Annotated in this window: 18 protein-coding genes; 14 read left to right on the top strand and 4 right to left on the bottom strand. The window is 49.2% G+C overall.

The window, feature by feature from the left end; all coding sequences use genetic code 11:
* Positions 1-52: 52 nt before the first annotated feature.
* Both AB5217_RS20180 and dinB read right to left on the bottom strand, forming a co-directional pair.
* Complete coding sequence (locus tag AB5217_RS20180) at positions 53-1,987, bottom strand: heparinase II/III family protein (RefSeq protein ID WP_032843932.1); 1,935 nt, start codon at positions 1,985-1,987, stop codon at positions 53-55.
* A 370-nt stretch (positions 1,988-2,357) separates the two neighbouring features.
* Positions 2,358-3,449, bottom strand: a complete 1,092-nt coding sequence (dinB, locus tag AB5217_RS20175; RefSeq protein ID WP_032843930.1) for a DNA polymerase IV — start codon at positions 3,447-3,449, stop codon at positions 2,358-2,360.
* Between the two features lie 346 nt (positions 3,450-3,795).
* Here dinB and AB5217_RS20170 point away from each other — a divergent pair, with 346 nt between their 5' ends.
* Together AB5217_RS20170 and AB5217_RS20165 are read left to right on the top strand one after the other, a co-directional pair.
* Entirely contained in the window at positions 3,796-5,031 is a 1,236-nt protein-coding gene (locus AB5217_RS20170; protein WP_004291422.1) for a site-specific integrase, read from the top strand.
* A gap of 11 nt (positions 5,032-5,042) precedes the next feature.
* Positions 5,043-5,405, top strand: a complete 363-nt coding sequence (locus AB5217_RS20165) for a hypothetical protein (RefSeq protein WP_004291423.1) — start codon at positions 5,043-5,045, stop codon at positions 5,403-5,405.
* Between the two features lie 77 nt (positions 5,406-5,482).
* Here the strand turns inward: AB5217_RS20165 and AB5217_RS20160 are convergent, their stop codons facing one another.
* A complete protein-coding gene (locus tag AB5217_RS20160; protein ID WP_004291424.1) occupies positions 5,483-5,788 on the bottom strand; it encodes a helix-turn-helix domain-containing protein in 306 nt (101 codons plus the stop codon).
* 31 nt (positions 5,789-5,819) lie between these two features.
* The gene (locus tag AB5217_RS20155; RefSeq protein WP_004291426.1) at positions 5,820-6,119 is read right to left on the bottom strand and encodes a helix-turn-helix domain-containing protein; all 300 of its coding nucleotides are present in this window, start codon (positions 6,117-6,119) and stop codon (positions 5,820-5,822) included.
* Between the two features lie 201 nt (positions 6,120-6,320).
* On the opposite strand from AB5217_RS20155, the gene AB5217_RS20150 reads away from it, so the two are divergent.
* The 12 genes from AB5217_RS20150 to AB5217_RS20095 all read left to right on the top strand — a co-directional run bounded on the left by AB5217_RS20150 (position 6,321) and on the right by AB5217_RS20095 (position 26,392).
* Entirely contained in the window at positions 6,321-6,683 is a 363-nt protein-coding gene (locus AB5217_RS20150; protein ID WP_004304264.1) for a helix-turn-helix domain-containing protein, read from the top strand.
* Positions 6,684-6,686: 3 nt separating this feature from the next.
* Positions 6,687-7,037, top strand: a complete 351-nt coding sequence (locus AB5217_RS20145; RefSeq protein WP_004291454.1) for a helix-turn-helix domain-containing protein — start codon at positions 6,687-6,689, stop codon at positions 7,035-7,037.
* Between the two features lie 20 nt (positions 7,038-7,057).
* Positions 7,058-8,629: a DUF3945 domain-containing protein gene (locus tag AB5217_RS20140; protein WP_004291455.1), complete on the top strand. Its 1,572-nt coding sequence runs from the start codon at positions 7,058-7,060 to the stop codon at positions 8,627-8,629.
* 60 nt (positions 8,630-8,689) lie between these two features.
* Positions 8,690-10,777 (top strand): type IA DNA topoisomerase, encoded by a 2,088-nt coding sequence (gene topB / locus AB5217_RS20135; protein WP_004291456.1) that lies wholly within the window; start codon positions 8,690-8,692, stop codon positions 10,775-10,777.
* Between the two features lie 162 nt (positions 10,778-10,939).
* Positions 10,940-11,392, top strand: coding sequence for a DUF1896 domain-containing protein (locus tag AB5217_RS20130; protein ID WP_004304266.1), 453 nt, complete (start codon positions 10,940-10,942; stop codon positions 11,390-11,392).
* Positions 11,382-17,198: an N-6 DNA methylase gene (locus tag AB5217_RS20125; RefSeq protein WP_004291462.1), complete on the top strand. Its 5,817-nt coding sequence runs from the start codon at positions 11,382-11,384 to the stop codon at positions 17,196-17,198. Before AB5217_RS20130 ends, AB5217_RS20125 begins: the two co-directional genes overlap by 11 nt.
* A gap of 657 nt (positions 17,199-17,855) precedes the next feature.
* Entirely contained in the window at positions 17,856-19,781 is a 1,926-nt protein-coding gene (tet(Q), locus tag AB5217_RS20120; RefSeq protein WP_004291466.1) for a tetracycline resistance ribosomal protection protein Tet(Q), read from the top strand.
* Entirely contained in the window at positions 19,781-22,099 is a 2,319-nt protein-coding gene (locus AB5217_RS20115) for an ATP-binding protein (RefSeq protein ID WP_004291467.1), read from the top strand. The genes tet(Q) and AB5217_RS20115 overlap by 1 nt, the downstream gene beginning before the upstream one ends.
* Positions 22,092-23,414 carry a sigma-54-dependent transcriptional regulator gene (locus AB5217_RS20110; RefSeq protein ID WP_004291471.1) on the top strand — a complete coding sequence of 441 codons (1,323 nt, stop codon included), beginning with the start codon at positions 22,092-22,094 and terminating at the stop codon, positions 23,412-23,414. The genes AB5217_RS20115 and AB5217_RS20110 overlap by 8 nt, the downstream gene beginning before the upstream one ends.
* Before the next feature lie 279 nt (positions 23,415-23,693).
* Positions 23,694-24,116 (top strand): dihydrofolate reductase family protein, encoded by a 423-nt coding sequence (locus AB5217_RS20105; protein WP_004291474.1) that lies wholly within the window; start codon positions 23,694-23,696, stop codon positions 24,114-24,116.
* Positions 24,117-24,354: 238 nt separating this feature from the next.
* Positions 24,355-24,960 carry an RteC domain-containing protein gene (locus AB5217_RS20100; RefSeq protein ID WP_004304269.1) on the top strand — a complete coding sequence of 202 codons (606 nt, stop codon included), beginning with the start codon at positions 24,355-24,357 and terminating at the stop codon, positions 24,958-24,960.
* Between the two features lie 301 nt (positions 24,961-25,261).
* The gene (locus AB5217_RS20095) at positions 25,262-26,392 is read left to right on the top strand and encodes an ATP-binding protein (protein ID WP_004291480.1); all 1,131 of its coding nucleotides are present in this window, start codon (positions 25,262-25,264) and stop codon (positions 26,390-26,392) included.
* Positions 26,393-26,405 lie beyond the last annotated feature (13 nt).

Below are 26,405 nucleotides of genomic sequence, written 5' to 3'. Positions count from 1 at the left end.
TGATTTAATTGTTTATACTTTATTTTTTCTAGCTTTAAAAATCTATTTCATCCTACTTCACTTGTTGAATAACAAATCCATATTTACCAGTCACTTTCTTTTCTTCAGTCTTTAGTGTGATACGGTAAATCTCTTTGCCCCATACGTTAGACAGGCGCGGATCATCCAGTTTGATTGTTTCCAGTTCAGCTTTAAACTGCGACGGATAGTTCATTTCCACCTTTTGTCCCTTTACTTCGATACGGATTTTTCCGGCTGAAGGGAAAGTCACATTGCCCCAAGTTAAAAAATTCATTTGATTAGGAGCAATAGCCTCATCCAACGTATAATTATCACCAATAATGAGTTTTTTATCATCAAGAGCATAAGAGCGAACCCAACTTTTCACTTTCGCTTCTGCCGGATAAGCAGTAGCTATATCCGTAGAGAACATCCGTTCCTTCTCATTGCAAACGGTATTGGTAGCTTTATACTCCTGCCCGAATTTCTGCGGTACTCCGTTAATCATCGGCAAGTTATGATAGTTGCTCTGCATGGTCCAGATGGTATAGCGGTCTTTACCGAACGTCTGTTTGGTATATGTACCTACACCGGCATCAATAATCACAGGAATTGTATTTACGTATAAAGAAAAGGTTCCTACATCGTTGTGGTTATGGCTTTCGTTATTAAATCCGCCTTTAGCGGCAACAAACATACCGTTCTTGTTCTTCATATAACAGAATTCCGTTTCGGGATACCAGGTTACATCCGGCATATCATGTTTCGGAGTTGCTTTTGCCAGCTCATTACAGCAAAGTAGAGATTGAAGCGAACGAAAAGCATCGTTGCCCATGGTAGCATACGGTTTTCTTCCATTCAACAGGTATGCGGCAAAATGCATCATTTCATCGCTGTTTACAGCTTTACCGTACCGATAGATTAACAAAGGATCGCCCCCCCCTTGTGCCGATGCATCAGCAAAATTCACCACCCAGCCATTGCCCACGTATGAACGGGACATATATTCTCCCATCCGGCGAATCATCGGTTCATTGAACAGAGACAATTTACCGCCTGTGCCATCAGAGAGTATCTGCAAATAGTCATAGAGCTTTCCGGCGGCATGTCCCCAGTAAGAGGTTCCCTCCTCACAGGCACCATCGGATTTCACAAAGTTGATAAACTTATCGACTGACTGCATGGAGCGATAAACAGCTTTCGCCAACTTATCCTTATTGTTCTCCATCAGTAAGAAACATTGCAGGGCATTGGAGTTACACCAGGGATTCCAGTTGTTGATGATTTCTCCCGGTTTCCAGTTAAAAGCCATCCACCACATTTCGTCGTCGTTCATATACGGATCGAGAATACGTTCTTTGATTGCTTTACGCATTTGCAAAGATACCACAGGATTGATTTTGTCGAATGGTTTGCGGAAGAAATAGTGTACCCAAGCCATTAATGCTCCGTATCCGCCTGAACCGAGGTCGATAATCTGTTCGCGGAAGTCGGGAAGTGAACGTTTACTGCTCTGGCGCGGCAAGTGTGCGGATAGAACCCATGAATTCATTTCACAGCTCATATATGCTCCGTTCAGTAATTGGTCGATAAAACGTCCTTTTCCTTCGGCCAGCTCGGCAAGCATCAAGGCGTTAAGTGCCTGGCGGTTGGCGTCATAAGGAACTTCCATTATTTTACGGTTACCGCTACGTTCGTATTCCAGATAGGCAGTGGCAGGTATCAGTTGCCACTTATAGTCGAGGAGTTTTTCGCCGGCTTCGATGAGACGTTGTTTGTTGGGTCCCATCAGGGAATCCCAGGCGGCACGATCGGTATAAGCAGGATAAGGCACCCAAGCCTGTTTCATTATTAACACGTTTTTCAACGTAGTCTCGTCAGCCGCTTTTTGCAGCATATTGCGTTCGGTATAAGCGTTTGCCTTGAAAGAGAAACTCCCCAAAGCTGCTACCAGAAAAACACAAAGCAAATGTTTCATTCGAGTCATGGTATTTTCATTCATTTAAGTATTGCAAAGATAGTGTATCTGAAGAAAAATGAGGTGAGTAAATCATACGAACCTGATGACAAAAAAGTACAGACGGCAAAAATAGTACTCATAATTGCTATATTTTAGGCTTTTAAGTCATAGTAAGAACGATTTAAGTCATACAGAAACCGGGGACTCATTTCGGAAAAACAGAGGCTCTGTTTGGGGAAAATAGAGGTTCTGTTTACTTCAAATAGAGGCTCTGTTTAGTGCAAATAGAGGCTCTGTTTTGACATTCTATTCTCTTCCTTTTTTCATTCGTTGATTCCCATTTTTTCATCCCCTACTCTTTCCTCTTCATCCCTCTATTTCTTCCTCCTCTTCGCCCTCAATCCCAATCGCTAAATTCAAAGCTCAACTGTTCCCAAACACCGTGTTGTTCATCGGCTTCCTCTCTTGGATTGGAGACAGAAAGGCCGATGAGCCGGATTGGATGTTGCTCGTATTCCACGCTTTTAAGTAGTTCCTTTGCCAATGGAAGTATTCGGTCTAAAGTCGTTAATTCCTGCGATTGAGTCAAACTTCGGGTTATCTGACTAAAATCATGAAACTTGATTTTCAAGGTAAGTGTATTCCCTTTGAAGTCTTTTCGCTGAAGACGCTCAATCAGCTCTACTGCAACGTGATATAATTCGATTATAACTGATGAATGGGCTGAAATATCACGTTCCAATGTACGTTCGCAGCCGATGGATTTACGGATACGAATTGCTTCGACAGGGCGTTCGTCAATTCCCCGTGAACATTCGTAATACAACGCGCCGGCTTTTCCGAAATGGGCTGTCAGCATTTCAAGAGAGCATTTCCGTAATTGAAGTCCATTGTGAATACCAAGTAGATGCATCTTTTTCGCAGTCACCGGCCCCACTCCCCAAAAAGATTCGATAGGAAGACGGGCGATAAAATCAAGGGCTTGTTCCGGATGAATGGTACATAAGCCATCCGGTTTACGATAGTCCGAAGCTATTTTAGCCAGAAACTTATTATAAGAAATTCCGGCAGACGCAACAAGGTTGAGTTGTTCCCTAATCTTCTGCTTTATTTCCTTTGCTATATCCACAGCCAGAGAAATATCTTTCTTGTTTTCAGTGACATCCAAGAAAGCCTCATCCAGAGACAGAGGTTCGATGAGATCTGTATATTCGTGGAAAATCTCATGTATCTGACGGGAAACGGATTTATAAATATCCATCCTGCCAGGTACAAAAATGAGTTGGGGACAAAGACGCTTCGCCTTTTGCGAAGCCATGGCGGAACGGACACCGTAACGCCGGGCTTCATAGCTGGCAGCAGCCACGACTCCCCGCTCTTCTGCATGACCTACCGCCAAAGGCTTGCCACGAAGTTCCGGGTTATCACGCTGTTCTACAGAGGCATAGAAGGCATCCATGTCGATATGTATAATCTTTCTCTGCGTCATTGTTTAGGATTAGCAGAGCAAAGTTACTACAAAAAAGTGAAATGCGGAAAGATATAGTGATAGAATTGAGTTACAAGGGTTTTGGTTGAAGTGGCGATAATCCGTGAAGCCATTACAATCCCTGCCGAAGCCAAATCCTGACGCCGCTACGTTACTTGTTCGTAACCATGCCCGAAAATGCGACAAACGGGTACGAATAGCGAAACAAGGCTCTAAGGAATAGTGAGTTATCCATAACTCATGCGAAAAATCAGGTTACGGAAAAAGATTGCGCCGTTCCTCCCCGTTTTGCGTACCAACACCGGACTCTTCACCAACTAATTTTGAAACCCAAAAATTAAGGACAATGAAGAGTACATTTTCAGTAATCTACTACCTCAAGCGTCAGGTAGTGAAAAAGGACGGGACAGTTCCCGTCATGGGACGCATCACGGTGGACGGCAGCCAGACACAGTTCAGCTGCAAACTGACTGTCGATCCGAAACTGTGGGACACCAAAGGTGGACGTGTCACGGGCAGAAGCACGGCGGCACTCGAAACGAACCGTATGCTTGACAAGATGCGGGTACGCATCAACAGGCATTATCAGGAAATCATGGAGCGTGACAACTTCGTCACGGCGGAGAAGGTGAAGAACGCCTTTCTCGGACTGGAACACCGCTACCACACGCTGATGCAGGTGTTCCGCCAGCACAACGAGGACTACGAGAAGCAGGTGGAGGCAGGCATGAAAGCCAAAGGCACGCTGCTGAAGTACCGCACCGTTTACAAGCACATGCAAGAGTTCCTCGACATCCGCTACCATGTGAAGGACATCGCCCTAAAAGAGCTTACCCCGGCTTTCATCTCCGACTTCGAGATGTTCCTGCGCACGGACAAGCACTGCTGCACCAATACCGTGTGGCTGTACGTCTGCCCGTTACGGACGATGGTATTCATCGCCATCAACAACGAGTGGCTGACGCGCGACCCGTTCCGCGAGTATGAAATCAAGAAGGAGGAAACAACACGCAGTTTCCTGACCAAAGATGAGATCCGCCTGCTGATGGAGGGGAAACTGAAAAACGCCAAACAGGAATTGTACCGCGACCTCTACCTGTTCTGCGCCTTCACGGGGCTGTCGTTCGCGGATATGCGCAACCTTACGGAAGAGAATATCCGCACCTACTTCGACGAACACGAGTGGATAAACATCAACCGCCAGAAAACGGGCGTGGTGTCCAACATCCGCCTGCTCGACATCGCCAACCGCATAATCGGCAAATACCGGGGACTGTGCGGGGACGGCAGGATATTTCCCGTTCCGCATTATAACACGTGCCTTGCCGGTATCCGTGCCGTCGCCAAGCGTTGCGGCATCACCAAGCATATCACGTGGCATCAGAGCCGCCACACGGCAGCCACGACGATATTCCTCTCCAACGGTGTTCCCATCGAAACGGTCAGCTCCATGCTCGGACACAAGAGCATAAAGACGACGCAGATTTACGCAAAGATAACCAAAGAGAAGCTCAATCAGGACATGGAGAACCTTGCCGCAAGATTGAACGGCGTCGAGGAATTTGCAGGTTGCACCATCTAAAAAGAAAAGCCATGAAACGTGACACAATCATCATCGAGGACAAGGCAGTCAGCGTAACCGGTAACGACGTGTGGATGACCGCCACCGAAATAGCCGGATTGTTCCATACGACCGTCCCGGCAGTGAACGCCGCCATCAGAGCCGTCCGCAAGTCGGACGTGCTGAACGACTACGAGGTGTGCCGCTACATGCAGCTTGAAAACGGGCTGCACGCGGACGTGTACGCCCTTGAAATCATCATCCCGGTCGCTTTCAGGGTGAATACCTACAACACCCACCTGTTCCGCACATGGCTGGTGGGAAAGGCACTCTCACAAGAGAAACGACAGACATACGTGATGTTCATACAGAACGGAAAAGCCGGGTATTGCTGATTGCACATACCCCATAAGACAAGTAAACGGGTAGCACCACAAAAGGTGTCACCCGTTTACTTTTTCATGAAACCGCCTCACTCCAGCGGCTTGCGGTAGTTCGCTTCCAGTACCCCGCGCAGCCCCGTTTCCGGGTAAAGCACCTTCCCTCCCAAAAGTATGAAGGGCAACACGCGGTTGTTGCGGTATTCCTGCAAGGTGCGCCGGCTCACACGGAGCAGTTCCGACACCTCGCCGTCCGTCAGGTAACGTTCCCCGTCCAGCGGAGGACGGTAGCTTTCCAGAAATGCGGACAGCCATTTCGAGCCTTTGCGCATATCCTGCACCACAGAGGCTATCGGCTCGTCTTCCATCGTAAAAACATCGTTGTTCTCGTTCATCATAACTTCGGATTCAGTGGGTGAATAAATCAAATCATCTGCCGTGCGGATAGAGCGTGCCGACAAGCGGTATCAGCCGCTTCACCTCCTCTGGCTTGTAATAGAACCTGCGGTTTATCTGCGAGTAGCCGATAAGCCGCCTGTCACGCAGCGTCTGCAACGTGCGCGGGCTTATTCTCAACTGCCCGCAGACCTCCTCGCCCGTGAGCCATCTTTCCATGCGCCCCGTGTCGCTTTTGCGCCTCAGGGCGGCGACCTTCTCCGAGAGTGCGCCGAATGCCGCCACCATCATCTCGAAAGTCTTTTTCTCGATAGATACTATTTCCATATTCATGTCATTTAGAGTTTGCCGCAAAGGTAACGAAACGGCATACAAGACGTATCGTTTTCCGCTGAAAGGCTGCCTGTTGCGCCGTTTGACCGGGTTACGGAGCCATCTTCCGCAAAAATCTTACGTGAGTCACGTAGTGAGTTGTTAAAGCCCCTTTTGTTTATTGCCGAATTTTGTCGCAGAAACAAAAAGAAAGGACTGAACATGAAAGTGATAACAATGGAAAGTTCCGCCTACAAGGAGATGATGGCGCAGATTGCGAACATCGCAGGGTACATCCGCGAGGCAAGGGACGAGAAGAAACGGAAGCGGGAAACCGAAGACAAGCTGCTTGACACGGCACAGGCGGCGAAGATGCTCAACGTGAGCAAGCGCACCATGCAGCGTATGCGCACCGACCACCGTATCGAGTATGTGGTGGTACGCGGAAGCTGCCGCTACCGCCTTTCCGAGATACTGCGGCTATTGGAGGACAACACAGTAAGGAACGAGGAAGGGACAATAGACACCCTGTTCCACAACCACACGCTGCGCACGGGCGGCAAACCAAAAGGAAGGAGGACATAGGTCATGGAACTGCTCACACGAAACAACTTCGAGGGCTGGATGCAGAAGCTGATGGAACGGCTCGACCGTCAGGACGAACTGCTGCTGGCGATGAAGGCTGAGGGGAAACAGCCCACTATCACGGAAAGCATCCGCCTTTTCGACAATCAGGATTTGTGCATGTTGCTCCAGATAAGCAAACGCACCCTCCAACGCTACCGCAGCGTAGGCGCATTGCCCTACAAGACGCTGGGCAAGAAGACCTATTACAGCGAGGAGGACGTGCTGACATTCCTTTCCAACCATATCAAGGACTTCAAAAAGGAAGATATAGCCTTCTACAAGGCTCGTATCCATAATTTCTTTCATAAATAACCCATTAAAACATTTTTCAGATGGCAAAGAAAAAAGACGAAAAGGACGTGCTGGTAGTCCGTGACGAGAAGACAGGCGAGATCAGCGTGGTAGCCGGGCTGAACGCGGACGGCACACCCAAGCGCACCCCCGCAAAAGCGGAGAACGCGCAGAGTTTCCTGCAATTCGACCGACATGGCGACGTGCTGGACAACTTCTTCAAGAACTTCTTCCGGCAGTGCAAGGAACCCAGCCGCTTCGGTTTCTACCGCATTGCGGCAGACCAAGCTGAAAATCTCTTAGAGGTGATGAAGCAACTGCTGAAAGACCCCGAAGCGAACAAGGAGCTGCTCGCCCCTCACAAGGTGGACACCTCCGACTATGAGAAGAAGGTGCAGGAAGAGATGGCAGCACAACAGACAGAGAAACAAGAACCTCAAAAACAGGAGAACATGGAACAACGGAAAGAACAGCAACAGGACAAATCCGAACAGATGCAGGGCAAACGTGGCTACCAGCCCATCGACGAGAGTAAAATCAACTGGCAGGAGCTGGAGGACAGATGGGGCGTAAAGCGGGACAACCTTGAAAAGTCCGGCGACCTTACGAAGATGCTCAACTATGGCAAGTCCGACTTGGTAAAGGTCAAACCGACCTTCGGCGGCGAATCATTCGAGCTGGACGCCCGCCTCTCCTTCAAGAAGGACGGTGAGGGAAACATCAGCCTCGTGCCGCACTTCATCCGCAAGGAGCAGAAGCTGGATGAGTACAAGGAACACAAATTCTCCGACAATGACCGGAAGAACCTCCGCGAAACGGGCAATCTCGGTAGGGTCGTGGACATTGTGGACAGGGAAACGGGCGAGATCATCCCCTCCTACATCAGCATCGACCGCAAGACGAATGAAATCACGGACATTCCGGCAAGCAGGGTGCGCATCCCGGAGCGCATCGGCAAGACGGAAATCACCACGCAGGAGCGGGACATGCTCCGCGCCGGACTGCCCGTACGCGACAAGCTCATCGAGCGCAACGACGGCAGAAAGTTCGTCACCACCCTGCAAGTGAACGTGGAGCAGCGCGGCGTGGAGTTCGTGCCGGGAACCGGCAAGTCGCCCCGTACCGCACAGACACAGGAAACCAAAGGCGACACATCGAAAAGTCAGGCGCAGGGCGGGGAAAATGCCGCACAGACCAAGAAGGAGCAACGCCGCAACACGTGGACGAACGAGGACGGCAGCATCCGCCCCATCAGCAAATGGAGCGGCGTGAGCTTCACCGACCAGCAGAAAGCCGACTATGTGGCGGGTAAAGCCGTGAAGCTGGAGAACGTGACCGACAAGCAGGGCTTCCATGCCACGATGTATATCAAGTTCAACCCGGAGAAGGGACGCCCGTACCGCTACGACACGAACCCTGACAATGCACAGCAGGTTGCTCCGTCCAACGAGAGCCGCACGCAGGTGGCGGTGAACAACGATGGCAAGACCAACGAGGCTACAAAGAATCTGAGAGAGCCGTTGCAGAAAGGTCAGACCAACCCGAAGGACGCCCGCCAGCAACAGCAGCAGGAGAAGCCGCAGAAGAAAACGGGCAAGGGCATGAAAATGTAATCCCGTGTCCGCCACTGAATCCAAAATAAAATCCAAAGTATCAACAAAAAAGAAGAAGACATGAAGACAATCATTGCAGAAAAGCCCTCCGTGGCACGTGAAATCGCCCGCATCGTGGGCGCGACAAAGAGAGAGGAAGGATATTTCGAGGGAGGCGGTTATGCCGTGACATGGGCATTCGGACACCTCGTTCAGCTTGCCATGCCCGACGGCTACGGCGTGCGCGGATTTGTCCGTGACAACCTCCCGATTATTCCCGACACATTCACGCTCGTCCCCCGTCAGGTCAGGACGGAGAAAGGTTACAAGCCCGACAGCGGCGTGGTGTCGCAGATAAAAGTCATCAAAAGACTGTTCGACACAAGCGAACATATCATCGTGGCGACCGATGCCGGACGCGAGGGAGAGCTTATCTTCCGCTACCTCTACCACTATACGGGTTGCACCACTCCTTTCGTGCGCCTGTGGATCAGCTCTCTCACCGACAAAGCTATCCGCGAGGGACTGCGGAAACTCGAAGACGGCAGCAAATACGACAACCTCTACCTCGCCGCCAAAGCGCGGAGCGAATCCGACTGGCTCGTGGGCATCAACGGCACACAGGCGTTATCCATCGCCGCCGGACACGGCACGTATTCCGTGGGGCGGGTGCAGACACCAACGTTGGCTATGGTATGTGAACGCTACTGGGAGAACCGCCGCTTTACGTCCGAAGCATTCTGGCAGCTCCATATCGCAACGGACGGTTGCGACGGCGAAGTCGTGAAATTCTCATCCTCCGAGAAATGGAAAGAGAAAGAACCGGCGATGGAACTATATAATAAGGTAAAGGCGGCAGGTTGCGCCACTGTCACGAAAGCCGAGCGCAAGGAGAAGACGGAGGAAACTCCCTTGCTCTACGACCTGACCACGCTCCAGAAAGAAGCCAACGCCAAGCACGGCTTCACGGCGGAACAGACGCTTGAAATCGCGCAGAAACTCTACGAAAAGAAGTTGATAACCTATCCGAGAACGGGAAGCCGCTACATCCCCGAAGACGTGTTTGCCGAAATTCCCAAACTGCTCGCTTTCATCGGCACACAGCCCGAATGGAAAGACAAGGTGCGGGCAAAAGCCGCCCCGACACGCCGCAGCGTGGACGACGGCAAGGTGACAGACCACCATGCCCTGCTCGTCACGGGTGAGAAACCGCTCTTCCTCTCCAAAGAGGACAATACCATCTATCAGATGATTGCCGGGCGCATGGTCGAGGCATTCTCTGAGAAATGCGTCAAGGATGTGACCACTGTCACGGCGGAATGTGCCGGAGTGGAGTTTACCGTAAAAGGCAGCGTCGTGAAGCAAACCGGATGGCGTGCCGTCTATGGCGAGGAAAAAGAGGAAATTACCATCCCCGGCTGGCAGGAAGGCGACACGCTGACACCGAAAGGCTCGTCCATTACCGAAGGAAAGACCAAACCCAAGCCGCTGCATACCGAAGCCACCCTGCTCTCGGCAATGGAAACGGCGGGCAAGGAAATTGAGGACGACGCACTGCGGCAGGCGATGAAGGACTGTGGCATCGGTACTCCCGCCACACGCGCCTCCATCATCGAAACGCTTTTCAAGCGCGGTTACATGGAACGCTGCAAGAAGTCGCTTGTTCCCACCGAAAAAGGACTTGCCCTCAATTCCGTCGTCAAGACGATGCGCATCGCCGATGTTGCCATGACGGGCGAATGGGAAAAGGAGCTGGCGCGTATCGAGCGCGGGGAACTGTCCGACGACACCTTCCGCAAGGAGATAGAGGCGTACACACGTGAGATAACCTCCGAACTGATCTCGTGCGACAAGCTCTTCGGCAGCCGTGACTCCGGCTGCGCGTGTCCCAAGTGTGGCACGGGCAGGATGCGGTTCTACGGCAAGGTGGTACGCTGCGACAACACGGAGTGCGGACTGCCCGTGTTCCGGCTGAAAGCGGGACGCACCCTGTCCGACGATGAAATCAAAGACCTGCTCACCGAAGGGCATACCAAGCTGCTCAAAGGGTTCAAGAGCAAACAGGGCAAGAGTTTCGATGCTGTTGTCGCCTTTGACGGGGAATATAACACGACTTTTGTGTTCCCGGAGGCTAAAAAGGACAAGAAATTTTCAGGACGGAAGAAATAGTATTAACTTTGCCACTTGTTCAGAGTAATGAATTGTTCTTCGATACCGGATTACACTCATACTTTGGATTTAGTGGTGGCACTCGGAGGGATACCGAGTGCCTTTTTCTTCCTTTTTCCAACCGATTATCCCGTTAATTATCAATCCGCTAAATCCAAAGTAATGAACAACAAGAAGAAAAACGAGGGTCAGACCGACTTTTCCTATTACGGTCTGTACCTGCTGGACTATCTCCGCACGAACAAGTTTGAACAGGCTGACGACACCGCTTTCATACGGGAACGGGCCGACCGTGCCGCCGAAACGTATGAGAGGGCACGGCTTGAAGGCTATCCCGCCGATGGTGCGCAGGAACTGGCGATGGACACGCTGCTGCGCGGGCTGCATTATTCCCGTTACGCCATCCTCCGCGAAGTCGTGGAAAACGAGTTTGCCGATGAAGTGCCGGAAGAGAAGCGTGAAGCCTTTGTCCTGAAACTGCTGCCGCTTGTCGGCAACGTGTTCTCCGTCTATGACCTCTCGGATGACAATTTCGCCCTGTCTTCCGATTACGACCTGCTCTACACGGAGCTGACGGGAGCAACCGTCCTTTACTTAGACGAATATGGCGTTTAACCGCAAACAGAAACTGCGGGACAACATCGAGGCGATACGGACGGCATTCATCCTTGACAGGGAAAATAGGACAGCGACAACCGAAGAGCGTGCCATACTTCAAAGGTACTGCGGTTTCGGCGGTCTGAAATGTATCCTCAACCCTGCAAAGGAACTGACGGATGCCGTCCGGTGGGCGAAATCCGACCTCGAACTGTTCGCCCCGACGGTGGAGCTGCACAGGCTTATCCGTGAGAACAGCAAGGACGAAACAGAGTACAAGCGGTTTGTGGATTCGCTGAAAGCGTCCGTGCTGACCGCTTTCTACACCCCCAAAGAGATAACCGACACCATCGCGGACGTGCTGGCAGATTACAGCGTCCGCCCCGCCCGTATGCTCGAACCGTCGGCAGGTGTCGGCGTGTTCGTGGATTCCATGCTGCGGCACAGCCCCAATGCGGATGTGATGGCTTTCGAGAAGGATCTGCTCACGGGTACAATCTTGAGGCATCTCTATCCCGACCAGAAAATGCGCACCTGCGGTTTTGAGAAAATCGAAAGACCGTTCAACAATTATTTCGACTTGGCGGTGTCCAACATTCCGTTCGGTGACATTGCCGTGTTCGACGCGGAGTTTCAGCGGAGCGACTCTTTCGGCAGACGCTCCGCCCAGAAAACCATCCACAACTATTTCTTTCTCAAAGGACTGGATGCCGTGCGTGACGGCGGTATCGTGGCGTTCATCACCTCGCAAGGGGTATTGAATAGCACCAAGACCTCCGTGCGTAACGAGCTGTTCAGTCAGGCCAATCTGGTATCCGCGATACGCCTGCCCAACAACCTGTTCACGGACAACGCGGGCACGGAGGTGGGCAGTGACCTGATTGTCCTGCAAAAGAACCTCAGCAAGAAGGAAATGTCGCAGGACGAGCGGCTGATGACCGTGATACAGACGGACACGAAAACCGCCCTGACCGACAACGCCTATTTCATCCACCACCCGGAACGCATCGTGCATACGATGGCGAAACTTGACACAGACCCCTACGGGAAGCCCGCTATGGTTTATCTGCACGAGGGCAAGGCAGCAGGCATCGCCGGGGATTTGCGCCGTATGCTCGACGAGGATTTCCATTACAGGCTTGCCATGCGCTTGTATTCGGGTTCAATCCGGCAGGCAGGAACGGAAGAAAAAGTTGCCGTTCAAAATAAAGTAGAGCGTCCTGCCATAAAATTGGAAACAGTATCCTCGGCGCAGACGGTGGAAACTCCGACAGAAAAGCCGCAACCCGCAGATGAAAAGCCGGAGATAGAACCGCGCCCGCAATATTCCGCAGGCGTGCAGCTCACCCTGCTTGACCTCTGGGGGATGACGGAAGAGGTCAGCCAACCGAAAACCTCCAAAAAGAAAAAGACGGTGAAAAAGGCAGTTACGGCAAAGTCCACTCCGCCCAAACCGAAAGTCACGGTTACACCGACAGCTCCAACTGCAAAACCCGCAATGGAGAATAAGGAGGTGAAAGCGGAGAACACCGCCAAGCCTGCCGACCCGGACGACATCTATGCCACACTGGACTGGGATACCAATCCTCCCATCAACGGTTTCTATGAAATGATGATGGGTTTGACGCCGGAGCGTAGGAAAGAACTTCGGGAACTGGCAAGGCAGCATAACGAGAAACAAGTGGCGGAAAAGACGGAAGTGAAAGCCGTGCCGGAAACTTCCCGTGAGCAGCCACGACAGGAGGAAACACAGCCGGAGGCAGTCGCCGCACCTGCCGTTACAGATACCCCATCGGAAGCGGTGGGGACTTTCCTTTTCCCCGACATCGAAGCGGAAAAGCCGAAGGAGGAAGTCGTGGACCTTTCTCCGCGTGCCTACCACCGCACGCCGGAGATGCACCTGCGCGAAGGGTCGCTGGTGGCTGACCGGGGGCGTCATAACATCGGCTACCTGAAAGACATCACGCCATACGGGGCGACATTCCAGCCGCTCGACCTGAAAGGATACCAGAAGGAAAAGGCGTTGTTGTATGTGTCGCTGCGTGACGCCTACGAGCGTCTGTACCGTTATGAATCGCTCCGGCGCGAGGCAAATGTTCCGTGGCGAGAGCATCTGAATACCTGTTACGATGAGTTTGTCATGCGCTACGGCAACCTCAACGCCAAGCAGAACGTGAAGTTAGTGATGATGGATGCGGGCGGGCGCGACATCCTTTCGCTGGAACGGATGGAAAACGGAAAGTTCGTCAAGGCGGACATCTTCGAGCATCCTGTTTCCTTCGCGGTGGAGAGCCATGCCAACGTAGGCTCTCCCGAAGAAGCCCTGTCTGCGTCGCTCAACAAATATGGTACGGTCAATCTCGACTATATGCGGGAGATAACCGACAGCACGGCGGAGGATTTGCTCACTGCCCTGCAAGGGCGCATCTACTACAATCCGCTCGTGACCGGTTACGAAATCAAAGACCGTTTCATCGCCGGAAATGTCATAGAGAAAGCGGAACGCATAGAGGCATGGATGGGTGACAATCCCGAAAATGAGCGTATGCCGGAGGTGAAGCAGGCGTTGGAGGCTCTGAAAGATGCCGAGCCGCAGCGCATCGCCTTCGAGGATCTGGACTTCAATTTCGGGGAACGCTGGATTCCGACGGGTGTCTATGCCGCCTACATGAGCCGGCTGTTCGACACGGAGGTGAAAATCGCCTATTCCGCAAGCATGGACGAGTTTTCGGTGGTGTGCGGCTACCGCACCATGAAAATCACGGACGAGTTTCTGGTGAAGGGGTATTACCGGAACTATGACGGTATGCACCTCCTAAAACACGCCCTGCACAACACCTGCCCTGACATGATGAAGTCCATCGGCAAGGACGAGCATGGCAACGACATCAAGATGCGCGACAGCGAGGGAATACAACTCGCCAACGCCAAGATTGACGAGATACGAAACGGCTTCTCCGAATGGCTCGAAGAGCAGTCGCCGCAGTTCAAGGAGCGGCTTGTGACGATGTATAACCGCAAGTTCAACTGTTTCGTGCGCCCGCGCTACGACGGCTCCCATCAGACCTTTCCCGACCTCAACCTGAAAGGGCTGGCAAGCCGGGGTATCAAGAGCGTCTATCCCTCACAGATGGATTGCGTCTGGATGTTGAAACAGAACGGCGGCGGAATTTGCGACCACGAGGTGGGAACCGGTAAGACGCTGATAATGTGCATCGCCGCGCATGAGATGAAGCGTCTGAATTTGGCACACAAGCCGATGATTATCGGGCTGAAAGCCAACGTTGCGGAGATTGCAGCCACCTATCAGGCGGCATATCCCAACGCACGTATTCTGTACGCTTCGGAGAAGGACTTTTCGACCGCCAACCGTGTGCGCTTCTTCAATAATATAAAGAACAACGACTACGATTGCGTCATCATGTCGCACGACCAGTTCGGCAAGATACCGCAGTCGCCGGAATTGCAGCAGCGCATCCTGCAAGCAGAGCTTGACACGGTGGAGGAAAACCTCGAAGTGCTACGGCAGCAGGGAAAGAACGTGTCGCGGGCGATGCTGAAAGGATTGGAGAAGCGCAAGCACAACCTTGAAGCGAAGCTGGAGAAGGTGGAACACGCCATAAAGTCACGCACGGACGACGTGGTGGATTTCAAGCAGATGGGCATCGACCACATCTTCATAGATGAGAGCCACCAGTTCAAGAATCTGACTTTCAACACGCGCCACGACCGTGTGGCGGGATTGGGAAACAGCGAGGGAAGCCAGAAGGCACTTAACATGCTCTTTGCCATACGCACCATACAGGAGCGCACAGGAAAAGACTTGGGTGCGACCTTCCTCTCCGGCACGACTATCAGCAACTCACTGACTGAATTGTACCTGCTGTTCAAGTACCTGCGCCCGAAGGAGCTGGAACGGCAGGACATAAGGTGTTTCGACGCTTGGGCGGCGATATTTGCCAAGAAGACGACGGATTTTGAATTTAACGTGACGAACAATGTGGTCCAGAAGGAGCGTTTCCGCTACTTCATCAAAGTGCCGGAGCTTGCCGCCTTCTATAATGAAATCACGGACTACCGCACGGCGGAGGATGTGGGCGTTGACCGTCCTGCCAAGAACGAGATACTGCACCATATACCGCCCACGCCGGAACAGGAGGACTTCATACAGAAACTGATGCAGTTCGCCAAGACGGGCGATGCCACCTTGTTGGGCAGGCTGCCGCTTTCGGAAACGGAAGAAAAGGCGAAGATGCTCATCGCCACGGACTATGCCCGGAAAATGGCACTCGACATGCGCATGATAGACCCGAATTACGAAGATCATCCCGACAACAAAGCGAGTCACTGTGCCAAGATGATCGCGGAGTATTATCAAAAATACGACGCCCAGAAAGGCACGCAGTTCGTTTTCTCTGATTTGGGGACATACCAGCCGGGCGACGGGTGGAACGTCTATTCGGAAATCAAGCGCAAACTGACGGAGGACTACGGTATACCGCCAAGCGAGGTGCGCTTCATTCAGGAGTGCAAGACCGACAAGGCGCGGAAGGCGGTGATAGACGCCATGAACGCCGGGACGGTGCGTGTGCTGTTCGGCTCTACCTCTATGCTCGGAACGGGTGTGAACGCCCAGAAACGGTGTGTGGCTATCCATCATCTCGATACGCCGTGGCGACCGTCCGACTTGCAACAGCGTGACGGACGCGGAGTTAGGGCAGGTAATGAGATTGCCAAACATTTCGCCGGGAACAACGTGGATGTAATCATCTACGCGGTGGAGAAGTCACTGGACAGCTACAAGTTCAACCTCCTGCACTGCAAGCAGACTTTCATAAGCCAGCTCAAAAGCGGTGCGATGGGTGCGCGTACCATCGACGAGGGGGCAATGGACGAAAAATCGGGCATGAATTTCTCGGAATACATGGCGTTGCTCTCCGGCAATACCGACCTGTTGGACAAGGCGAAACTGGAAAAGCGGATCGCATCGCTCGAAGGGGAACGCAAGTCGTTCAACAAGGGCAAGCGTGATTCGGAGTTCAAGCTGGAGTCAAAGACCGGCGAGTTGCGCAACAACACGGCTTTCATAGATGCCATGACGGAGGACTGGAACCGCTTCCTGTCGGTGGTGCAGACCGACAAGGAGGGCAACCGCCTTAATATAATAAAGGTGGACGGAGTGGATTCCGCCGATGAGAAGGTCATCGGAAAGCGTTTGCAGGAGATAGCCAAGAATGCCACGACCGGAGGGTTGTACACGCAGGTCGGTGAACTTTACGGTTTTCCGATAAAGGTGGTGAGCGAAAGGATACTCAAAGAGGGATTGGAGTTCACCGACAACCGCTTCGTGGTCGAGGGGAACTACAAGTACACCTACAACAACGGGCATCTGGCGATGGCTGACCCGTTGGCCGCCGCCCGCAACTTCCTCAACGCGATGGAGAGGATACCCTCCATCATCGACCAGTACAAGGCGAAGAACGAGGTGCTGGAGATGGAGATACCGCAGTTACAGGAGATAGCGGGTAAGGTGTGGAAGAAGGAGGACGAGCTGAAGCAGTTGAAGTCCGAACTTGCCGCCCTTGACCGAAAAATTCAGCTGGAGCTTGCGCCACCCACGCCCGAAGTCGCAGAAAAGGAGAATGAAGGGCAACAGCTCAAGCCGGAAGCGGAAGATGTGAGGAACAGGCAGGCGCAATATCCCGAAAATGCACCGCCGCAGATACGCAGTCCGGCGGATAGTATCGTTGCCAACCATGTCATAATCGGGCGTCCGGGACTGTATGCCAAGGAGGAAACCCGGTCCAAAGGATTGAAAATATAACCTAAGGAATTTTATCTGAAGTATTAATAAGGGCTATCCCAAAAGGTCTAAAAGTAAATTTTATCCTTTCTGCAAGTATCTATAGGATGGCAACTGCATTTTTTTCTTTTTGGGCAGCCCTTATTAAAATTTATTCTTATTTTAGGTTATATACATTCATGTCCATTTATGTAAAAAATTCCTGCTGACCTTGTTTATGTCTTGTCAGTCACCATTTGCAAAACCATATTTGACCCTCAAAGAGGCTGAATTTGATAAGTAACTTGCTACATACTCATAATAAGGAGCTAAATAGAACACGAATGGGAAATACACAAATGCTAAACTAAAGAAGATATTGGCCAAAATAAACGCTATACCGAGAGAGAAACTTGATTTTTCAACTTCCTAAAACGGTGTTGTTCAAACATTTCTACTTATTTGTACTTGCCAGTTGAACCTACGCTTCCCTAATAAAATGTCTATGGTAAAAAGTTAAAAAATCCTCCCACTTTTGTTAGATATATTTTTTTGTGTAATTTTGTAATCGTTATGCGGCAGTAATAATATACATATTAATACGAGTTAGTAATCCTGTAGTTCTCATATGCTACGAGGAGGTATTAAAAGGTGCGTTTCGACAATGCATCTACTGTAGTATATTATTGCTTAATCCAAATGAATATTATAAATTTAGGAATTCTTGCTCACATTGATGCAGGAAAAACTTCCGTAACCGAGAATCTGCTGTTTGCCAGTGGAGCAACGGAAAAGTGCGGCCGTGTGGATAATGGTGACACCATAACGGACTCTATGGATATAGAGAAACGTAGAGGAATTACTGTCCGGGCTTCTACGACATCTATTATCTGGAATGGAGTGAAATGCAATATCATTGACACTCCGGGACACATGGATTTTATTGCGGAAGTGGAGCGGACATTCAAAATGCTTGATGGAGCAGTCCTCATCTTATCCGCAAAGGAAGGCATACAAGCGCAGACAAAGTTGCTGTTCAGTACTTTACAAAAGCTGCAAATCCCGACAATTATATTTATCAATAAGATTGACCGTGCCGGTGTGAATTTGGAGCGTTTGTATATGGATATAAAAACAAATCTGTCGCAAGATGTCCTGTTTATGCAAACTGTTGTCGATGGATCGGTTTATCCGGTTTGCTCCCAAACATATATAAAGGAAGAATACAAAGAATTTGTATGCAACCATGACGACGATATATTAGAACGATATTTGGCGGATAGCGAAATTTCACCGGCTGATTATTGGAATACGATAATCGCTCTTGTGGCAAAAGCCAAAGTCTATCCGGTGCTACATGGATCAGCAATGTTCAATATCGGTATCAATGAGTTGTTGGACGCCATTTCTTCTTTTATACTTCCTCCGGCATCAGTCTCAAACAGACTTTCAGCTTATCTCTATAAGATAGAGCATGACCCCAAAGGGCATAAAAGAAGTTTTCTTAAAATAATTGACGGAAGTCTGAGACTTCGAGACGTTGTAAGAATCAACGATTCGGAAAAATTCATCAAGATTAAAAATCTAAAGACTATTTATCAGGGCAGAGAGATAAATGTTGATGAAGTGGGTGCCAATGATATCGCGATTGTAGAAGATATAGAAGATTTTCGAATCGGAGATTATTTAGGTGCTAAACCTTGTTTGATTCAAGGATTATCTCATCAGCATCCCGCTCTCAAATCCTCCGTCCGGCCAAATAAGCCCGAAGAGAGAAGCAAGGTGATATCCGCTCTGAATACATTGTGGATTGAAGACCCGTCTTTGTCCTTTTCCATAAACTCATATAGTGATGAATTGGAAATCTCGTTATATGGTTTGACCCAAAAGGAAATCATACAGACATTGCTGGAAGAACGATTTTCCGTAAAGGTCCATTTTGATGAGATCAAGACTATCTACAAAGAACGACCTATAAAAAAGGTCAATAAGATTATTCAGATCGAAGTACCACCCAACCCTTACTGGGCCACAATAGGGCTGACTCTTGAACCCTTACCGTTAGGGGCAGGGTTGCAAATCGAAAGTGACATCTCCTATGGTTATCTGAACCATTCTTTTCAAAATGCCGTTTTTGAAGGGATTCGTATGTCTTGCCAATCTGGTTTACATGGATGGGAAGTGACAGATCTGAAAGTAACTTTTACTCAAGCCGAGTATTATAGCCCGGTAAGTACACCTGCTGATTTCAGACAGCTGACCCCTTATGTCTTCAGGCTGGCTTTGCAACAGTCAGGTGTGGACATTCTCGAACCGATGCTCTGTTTTGAGTTGCAGATACCCCAAGTAGCGAGTTCCAAAGCTATTACAGATTTGCAAAAACTGATGTCTGAGATTGAAGACATCAGTTGTAATAATGAGTGGTGTCATATTAAAGGGAAAGTTCCATTAAATACAAGTAAAGACTATGCCTCAGAAGTAAGTTCGTACACTAAGGGCTTAGGCATTTTTATGGTTAAGCCATGTGGGTATCAAATAACAAAAGACGGTTATTCTGATAATATCCGCATGAACGAAAAAGATAAACTTTTATTCATGTTCCAAAAATCAATGTCATTAAAATAATGGAGCGGTCAGGAAATTTCTATAAGGCAATACGGTTGGGATATATACTTATCTCCATTCTTATCGGATGTATGGCATATAATAGCCTCTATGAATGGCAGGAGATAGAAGCATTAGAACTTGGCAATAAAAAAATAGACGAGCTCCGAAAAGAAATAAACAATATCAATATTCAAATGATAAAATTTTCTCTATTGGGTGAAACAATACTGGAATGGAACGATAAAGATATCGAGCATTACCATGCACGGCGTATGGCAATGGACAGTATGCTCTGCCGTTTCAAGGCCACCTATCCAGCAGAGCGCATCGATAGTGTGCGCAGTCTTTTAGAGGATAAGGAACGACAGATGTTCCAGATAGTCCGGTTAATGGATGAACAACAATCTATTAACAAGAAGATAGCCAATCAAATTCCGGTTATTGTACAGAAAAGTGTGCAGGAACAGTCCAAAAAGCCAAAACGAAAAGGTTTCTTAGGCATATTCGGCAAAAAAAAGGAAGTAACTCCAGCAGTATCAACCACTATCCTTCATTCGGTCAATAGAAACGTAATCAGCGAACAGAAAGTGCAGGATCGCCAATTGTCGGAACAAGCCGACAGCCTTGCAGCTCGTAATGCAGAACTTAACAGACAACTGCAAGAATTGATTTGCCAAATAGAAGAAAAGGTACAAACCGAACTGCAAAGCCGGGAAAACGAAATAGTTGCCATGCGTGAAAAGTCATTTATGCAAGTAGGCGGTTTAATGGGATTCGTTCTTCTATTGTTGTTAATTTCCTACATCATCATACATCGTGATGCAAAAAGCATTAAACAATACAAGCACAAGACAACTGATTTGATAAGGCAACTGGAACAATCCGTACAACGGAACGAGGCACTGATAACGTCAAGGAAGAAGGCGGTACATACTATCACCCATGAACTGCGCACACCGCTGACAGCAATAACAGGCTATGCCGGACTGATACGGAAAGAACAGTGTGAGGATAAGTCCGGGCAGTATATCCAAAACATACTGCAATCCTCCGACCGTATGCGGGATATGCTTAACACTTTGCTTGACTTCTTCCGCCTGGACAACGGCAAGGAACAGCCCCGTCTGTCACCCTGCCGGATTTCAGCAATCACGCACACACTTGAAACGGAGTTCATGCCTGTTGCCGTGAACAAAGGGCTGTCCTTGTCCGTGAAGACTGGACACGATGCCATTGTATTGACCGACAAAGAGCGAATAATACAAATCGGGAATAACCTGCTGTCAAACGCTGTCAAGTTCACAGAAGAAGGCGGTGTTTCTTTGATTACTGAATATGATAATGGAGTTCTGACACTGGTCGTTGAAGATACAGGTACAGGCATGACAGAAGAGGAACAGAAACAAGCGTTCGGTGCGTTTGAACGTCTATCAAATGCCGCCGCAAAGGAGGGTTTCGGGCTTGGGCTTGCCATAATGCGTAATATTGTGTCGATGCTTGGCGGAACAATCCGTTTAGACAGCAAGAAAGGGAAAGGCAGTCGTTTCACAGTTGAAATTTCTATGCAGGAAGCTGAAGAACAGCTTGGATATACAAGCAATACACCTGTTTATCATAACAATAAATTCCATGATGTTGTCGCCATTGACAATGATGAGGTATTACTTCTGATGCTGAAAGAGATGTATTCCCAAGAAGGAATACACTGCGACACTTGCACCGATGCTGCGGCACTGATGGAAATGATACGCCAGAAAGAATACAGCCTGTTGCTGACAGACTTGAATATGCCCGATATAAACGGTTTCGAATTGCTGGAACTGTTGCGTTCGTCCAACGTGGGCAATTCACCAACAATCCCGGTGGTTGTGGCAACCGCTTCGGGCAGTTGTAACAAAGGGGAACTATTGGCAAAAGGCTTTGCCGGATGCCTGTTCAAACCGTTCTCCATATCGGAACTGATGGAGGTTTCCGACAGGTGTGCCATAAAAGCGACACCGGACGGGAAACCGGACTTTTCCGCCTTATTGTCCTATGGCAATGAAGCCGTCATGCTGGAAAAGTTGATAACTGAAACAGAAAAGGAAATGCAGGCGGTACGGGATGCAGCAAAAGAAAAAGACCTGCAAAAGCTGGATTCCCTGATCCACCACCTGCGCAGTTCGTGGGAGGTGCTCCGTGCCGACCAACCGCTGAATGTACTTTACGGATTGCTTCGTGGCGATGCTCTCCCGGATGGTGAAGCGTTAAGCCATGCCGTGACTGCCGTGCTGGATAAGGGAGTGGAAATAATACGGTTGGCAGAAGAGGAAAGGAGAAAATACGAAGATGAATAAGACAAAAATAATTGTGGTGGAAGACAACATCGTGTATTGCGAATATGTCTGCAATATGCTGTCACGGGAGGGCTACCGCAATATGAAGGCTTACCACCTCTCAACCGCGAAGAAACATCTGCAACAGGCAACAGATAATGATATCGTGGTTGCCGACCTGCGTCTGCCTGACGGCAGTGGCATAGACCTTTTGTGCTGGATGCGAAAGGAGGGAAAGATGCAGCCCTTCATCATTATGACCGACTACGCCGAAGTTAATACCGCCGTGGAAAGCATGAAACTCGGCTCGATAGACTATATTCCCAAACAGCTTGTGGAGGATAAACTTGTCCCCCTGATCCGTTCCATACTGAAAGAACGTCAGGCAGGACAACGCCGTATGCCTATATTCGCCCGTGAAGGTTCCGCCTTTCAGAAAATCATGCACCGCATAAGGCTGGTAGCCGCCACCGATATGAGCGTGATGATATTTGGTGAGAACGGCACGGGCAAGGAGCATATTGCCCACCTGTTGCATGACAAGAGCAAACGTGCAGGCAAGCCATTTGTGGCGGTGGACTGCGGTTCACTCTCCAAAGAGCTTGCACCGTCGGCTTTCTTCGGACACGTCAAAGGTGCATTTACAGGTGCGGACAATGCCAAGAAAGGATATTTCCATGAGGCGGAAGGCGGCACGTTGTTTCTGGACGAGGTAGGAAACCTCGCGTTGGAAACCCAACAGATGTTGCTCCGTGCCATACAGGAGAGGCGGTATCGCCCGGTCGGAGACAAGGCAGACCGGAATTTCAATGTCCGCATCATCGCTGCTACCAATGAAGATTTGGAGGTATCGGTGAATGAAAAGCGTTTTCGGCAGGATCTTCTGTACCGCCTGCACGACTTCGGGATAACCGTTCCTCCGTTGCGTGACTGTCAAGAAGACATTATGCCGCTGGCAGAGTTCTTCCGTGATATGGCAAACAGAGAGCTGGAGTGTAGCGTGAGCGGGTTCAGTTCCGAAGCACGTAAAGCGTTGCTGACACACGCATGGCCGGGCAACGTGCGGGAACTTCGGCAGAAAGTTATGGGTGCTGTATTGCAGGCGCAGGAAGGTGTTGTCATGAAAGAGCATCTGGAACTTGCCGTGACGAAACCGACCTCTACTGTCAGCTTCGCCTTGCGCAATGACGCGGAGGATAAGGAGCGGATATTGCGTGCGTTGAAACAGGCAAACGGCAACCGGAGTGTCGCCGCAGAACTGCTCGGCATAGGCAGGACAACACTATACAGCAAACTTGAAGAGTATGGACTTAAATATAAATTCAAGCAATCATAGCCCGTAATTCACTGAATTTGGCTATCTTTGCATAACATTTGAGAAAAACGGCGATTGGCAGGAGCTTTTCGCCGCCAACATATAGGATAAGACCGCAAGGCGTTTCAAGCGAAAATCTGGTAAATTGGAACTACGGAGACGATTGCGTGATGCTTATGCTATGCTTACGCATAGCGTGCATTCACGTACTCTCCGTAAAGGCTTTACCAGAGCCATCGCTTGAAGGTAGTGTGAATTGCACGCTACTTTTTTACCCTTGCCTAACGAAAGGAAACGATTATGGGTAAAGTTCAGATTCTCGCCGTACTGACGATGGACGGATGTCTTTCTTCAGAGTTATATGATAAAGCACATCAGGATTTGTGCCTTGACCGTTGCGGTCTTGATGAAATCAGGAAGAAAGCCTTTTACCGTGTGACACCGGACTATTCCATTTCAATGCTGCACGAATGGAGAAAAGACTGCACAAACATCCGTTACCTCGCGGAAGCCACACCGGACACGGCAGACTATATAAACGGACTGCTGCGGATGCACGCTGTGGATGAAATCATACTATACACCGTTCCTTTCATATCCGGAAGCGGACGACATTTTTTTAAGTCGGCTCTGCCAGAGCAACACTGGACGCTTTCCTCTTTGAAAAGCTATCCCAACGGTGTATGTCGCATTATCTATATCCTTGATAAAAAAGCAAGATAGCCAAAATGTGCGGCAAGCATACATTTCTATTTTCAGGAATAGAATAAATGTTCCGATTACAAACAATTTAAGTCGGAGATAATTTGTCCTTGTGAAAAAATACTGAATTTTATACCTCTGAAATCCAGCACTTTGTAAAATTGAGTGTTGGATTTTTTATTTTCTGCCGCGTTTTTTGCCAATTATATTCATGTGCGCACGCAGAAAACAAAGTGTAATTTTCAAAATTGACAGAACCATGAATTATTTCTTGCTGGCGGAAACCGACTTTTTCCGCCTGATAAACGAAGCCGGCGACTGCAATATGGAAACGGCATACACGGCTTTCGCCACCCAAGTGATCGAACTGTGCAACGGCGGCATGGACATGAACCTTACCGTCATCGCGCTTGCCTACATCGAAATCGAGTTGCAGCACCATCCCGTACGTAATCTGTCAGAAGAAAAAAGAGAGATTGCCGCCTACGTCAGCAAGGCTCTGTCTTTCGTAAGAAAGATGCAGAAATTCCTTGCCACGCCCCAAGTGCCACCACTAATATCCGCCAACAACGCAACAGAAACCACCGCCAGCCTTCTTCAATGGACGGGCAATGCCATCGACCTCGTGGAACTTATCTACGGCATAGACGTGATGGGCTGCATCAACAACGGCAATATGCCGCTCAAACAGCTCGCCCCACTTCTCTATAAGATATTCGGGGTTGATTCTAAAGACTGCTACCGCTTCTACACTGATATCAAACGCCGGAAGAACGAAAGCCGCACCTATTTCATTGACAGGATGCAGGAAAAACTGAACGAGAGAATGTTGCGTGATGAGGAGTTGGAGCGGATGAGAAAATAAAAAAATATCCATTACATATGAGAAGACAGGAATACTCGTATCCTGTCTTTTTATTTTCATTTAATTATATATTAATTAGCACAATATATGTGAGTTTTTCATTCCTATAAGGACAAATTTCAGAAACGTATGTCTGGTAAATTATTGAGTCATCATAGTATGAACATATATCATTACTAAAAACAATGAAACAACTTCCATAAGATTGTGGTTGTAAAAATCGCCATTTAATAGCCCGTTTTTTTTGTAAAATTCGCCAATTAAAAAAATATGATTATCTTTGCATTATATTTTATAAGGTATGGAAACAGTAAATAGAATACTTCAAGAGAAGATTACAGCACGAATCGCGCCCAATAAAGCAGTACTGATTTTTGGTGCTCGCCGTGTTGGTAAAACGGTAATGATGCGTAAAATTGTGGACAACTATTCAGGTAGGACGATGATGCTCAACGGCGAAGACTACGACACATTAGCACTATTGGAGAATCGCTCAATAGCCAATTATCGGCATTTATTGGATGGTATTGATTTGCTGGCTATTGATGAGGCACAGAACATACCACAAATCGGTAGTATTCTGAAGTTGATAGTTGATGAAATACCGGGAATAAGTGTCTTGGCAAGTGGTTCTTCGTCATTCGATTTGCTGAATAAGACTGGTGAACCGTTGGTCGGCCGCAGTACGCAATTTCTCCTTACACCATTCTCGCAACGGGAAATCGCACAGACGGAAACGGCACTTGAAACCCGCCAGAACCTCGAAGCGCGCTTGATTTACGGTTCCTATCCCGAAGTAGTAATGATGGAGAACTATGAACGTAAAACAGACTACCTACGTGATATTGTCGGTGCATACCTGCTTAAAGATATCTTAGCAATTGACGGCTTAAAAAATTCGAGCAAGATGCGCGATCTACTGCGATTGATAGCTTTTCAGTTGGGCAGCGAAGTTTCTTACGAAGAGTTAGGTAAACAACTCGGCATGAGCAAGACGACCGTTGAAAAATACCTCGACCTATTGGAAAAGGTCTTCGTTATCTATCGTTTGGGGGCTTATTCGCGTAACCTACGCAAGGAGGTTACAAAAGCTGGCAAGTGGTACTTCTACGACAACGGCATTCGCAATGCCATTATCGGGGCTTTCTCACCGCTGGCCATTCGGCAGGATGTCGGTGCGCTGTGGGAGAACTACATCATCGGAGAGCGGCGCAAAGCGAACTTCAATGAGGGACTGCACAGGGAGTTCTATTTCTGGCGCACCTACGACAAACAGGAAATCGACCTGATTGAGGAGAGTGCCGACAGTCTTACCGCCTTGGAGTTCAAGTGGGGAAATAAAATGCCGGCCGCACCGAAAGCCTTCCAAGAAGCCTATCCCTATGCCGAGTTTCATGTGGTAAATCGGGAGAATTATTTGGAGTTCGTATAATCAATAAATTACG

The organism is Bacteroides sp. MSSM.1001136sp1_RTP21357st2_D2_RTP21359_211015 (assembly GCF_040913205.1).
Taxonomy (GTDB): domain Bacteria; phylum Bacteroidota; class Bacteroidia; order Bacteroidales; family Bacteroidaceae; genus Bacteroides; species Bacteroides ovatus.
Note: the sequence above shows the minus strand (reverse complement) of the source record. Positions and strands in the feature narration are given on the sequence as shown.

Bases quoted from the DNA above. Each gene is read 5' to 3' on its own strand.
- AB5217_RS20180 (WP_032843932.1), bottom strand. From the start codon at position 1,987: ATGACTCGAATGAAACATTTGCTTTGTGTTTTTCTGGTAGCAGCTTTG.
- dinB (WP_032843930.1), bottom strand. From the start codon at position 3,449: ATGACGCAGAGAAAGATTATACATATCGACATGGATGCCTTCTATGCC.
- AB5217_RS20170 (WP_004291422.1), top strand. From the start codon at position 3,796: ATGAAGAGTACATTTTCAGTAATCTACTACCTCAAGCGTCAGGTAGTG.
- AB5217_RS20165 (WP_004291423.1), top strand. From the start codon at position 5,043: ATGAAACGTGACACAATCATCATCGAGGACAAGGCAGTCAGCGTAACC.
- AB5217_RS20160 (WP_004291424.1), bottom strand. From the start codon at position 5,788: ATGATGAACGAGAACAACGATGTTTTTACGATGGAAGACGAGCCGATA.
- AB5217_RS20155 (WP_004291426.1), bottom strand. From the start codon at position 6,119: ATGAATATGGAAATAGTATCTATCGAGAAAAAGACTTTCGAGATGATG.
- AB5217_RS20150 (WP_004304264.1), top strand. From the start codon at position 6,321: ATGAAAGTGATAACAATGGAAAGTTCCGCCTACAAGGAGATGATGGCG.
- AB5217_RS20145 (WP_004291454.1), top strand. From the start codon at position 6,687: ATGGAACTGCTCACACGAAACAACTTCGAGGGCTGGATGCAGAAGCTG.
- AB5217_RS20140 (WP_004291455.1), top strand. From the start codon at position 7,058: ATGGCAAAGAAAAAAGACGAAAAGGACGTGCTGGTAGTCCGTGACGAG.
- topB (WP_004291456.1), top strand. From the start codon at position 8,690: ATGAAGACAATCATTGCAGAAAAGCCCTCCGTGGCACGTGAAATCGCC.
- AB5217_RS20130 (WP_004304266.1), top strand. From the start codon at position 10,940: ATGAACAACAAGAAGAAAAACGAGGGTCAGACCGACTTTTCCTATTAC.
- AB5217_RS20125 (WP_004291462.1), top strand. From the start codon at position 11,382: ATGGCGTTTAACCGCAAACAGAAACTGCGGGACAACATCGAGGCGATA.
- AB5217_RS20115 (WP_004291467.1), top strand. From the start codon at position 19,781: ATGGAGCGGTCAGGAAATTTCTATAAGGCAATACGGTTGGGATATATA.
- AB5217_RS20110 (WP_004291471.1), top strand. From the start codon at position 22,092: ATGAATAAGACAAAAATAATTGTGGTGGAAGACAACATCGTGTATTGC.
- AB5217_RS20105 (WP_004291474.1), top strand. From the start codon at position 23,694: ATGGGTAAAGTTCAGATTCTCGCCGTACTGACGATGGACGGATGTCTT.
- AB5217_RS20100 (WP_004304269.1), top strand. From the start codon at position 24,355: ATGAATTATTTCTTGCTGGCGGAAACCGACTTTTTCCGCCTGATAAAC.
- AB5217_RS20095 (WP_004291480.1), top strand. From the start codon at position 25,262: ATGGAAACAGTAAATAGAATACTTCAAGAGAAGATTACAGCACGAATC.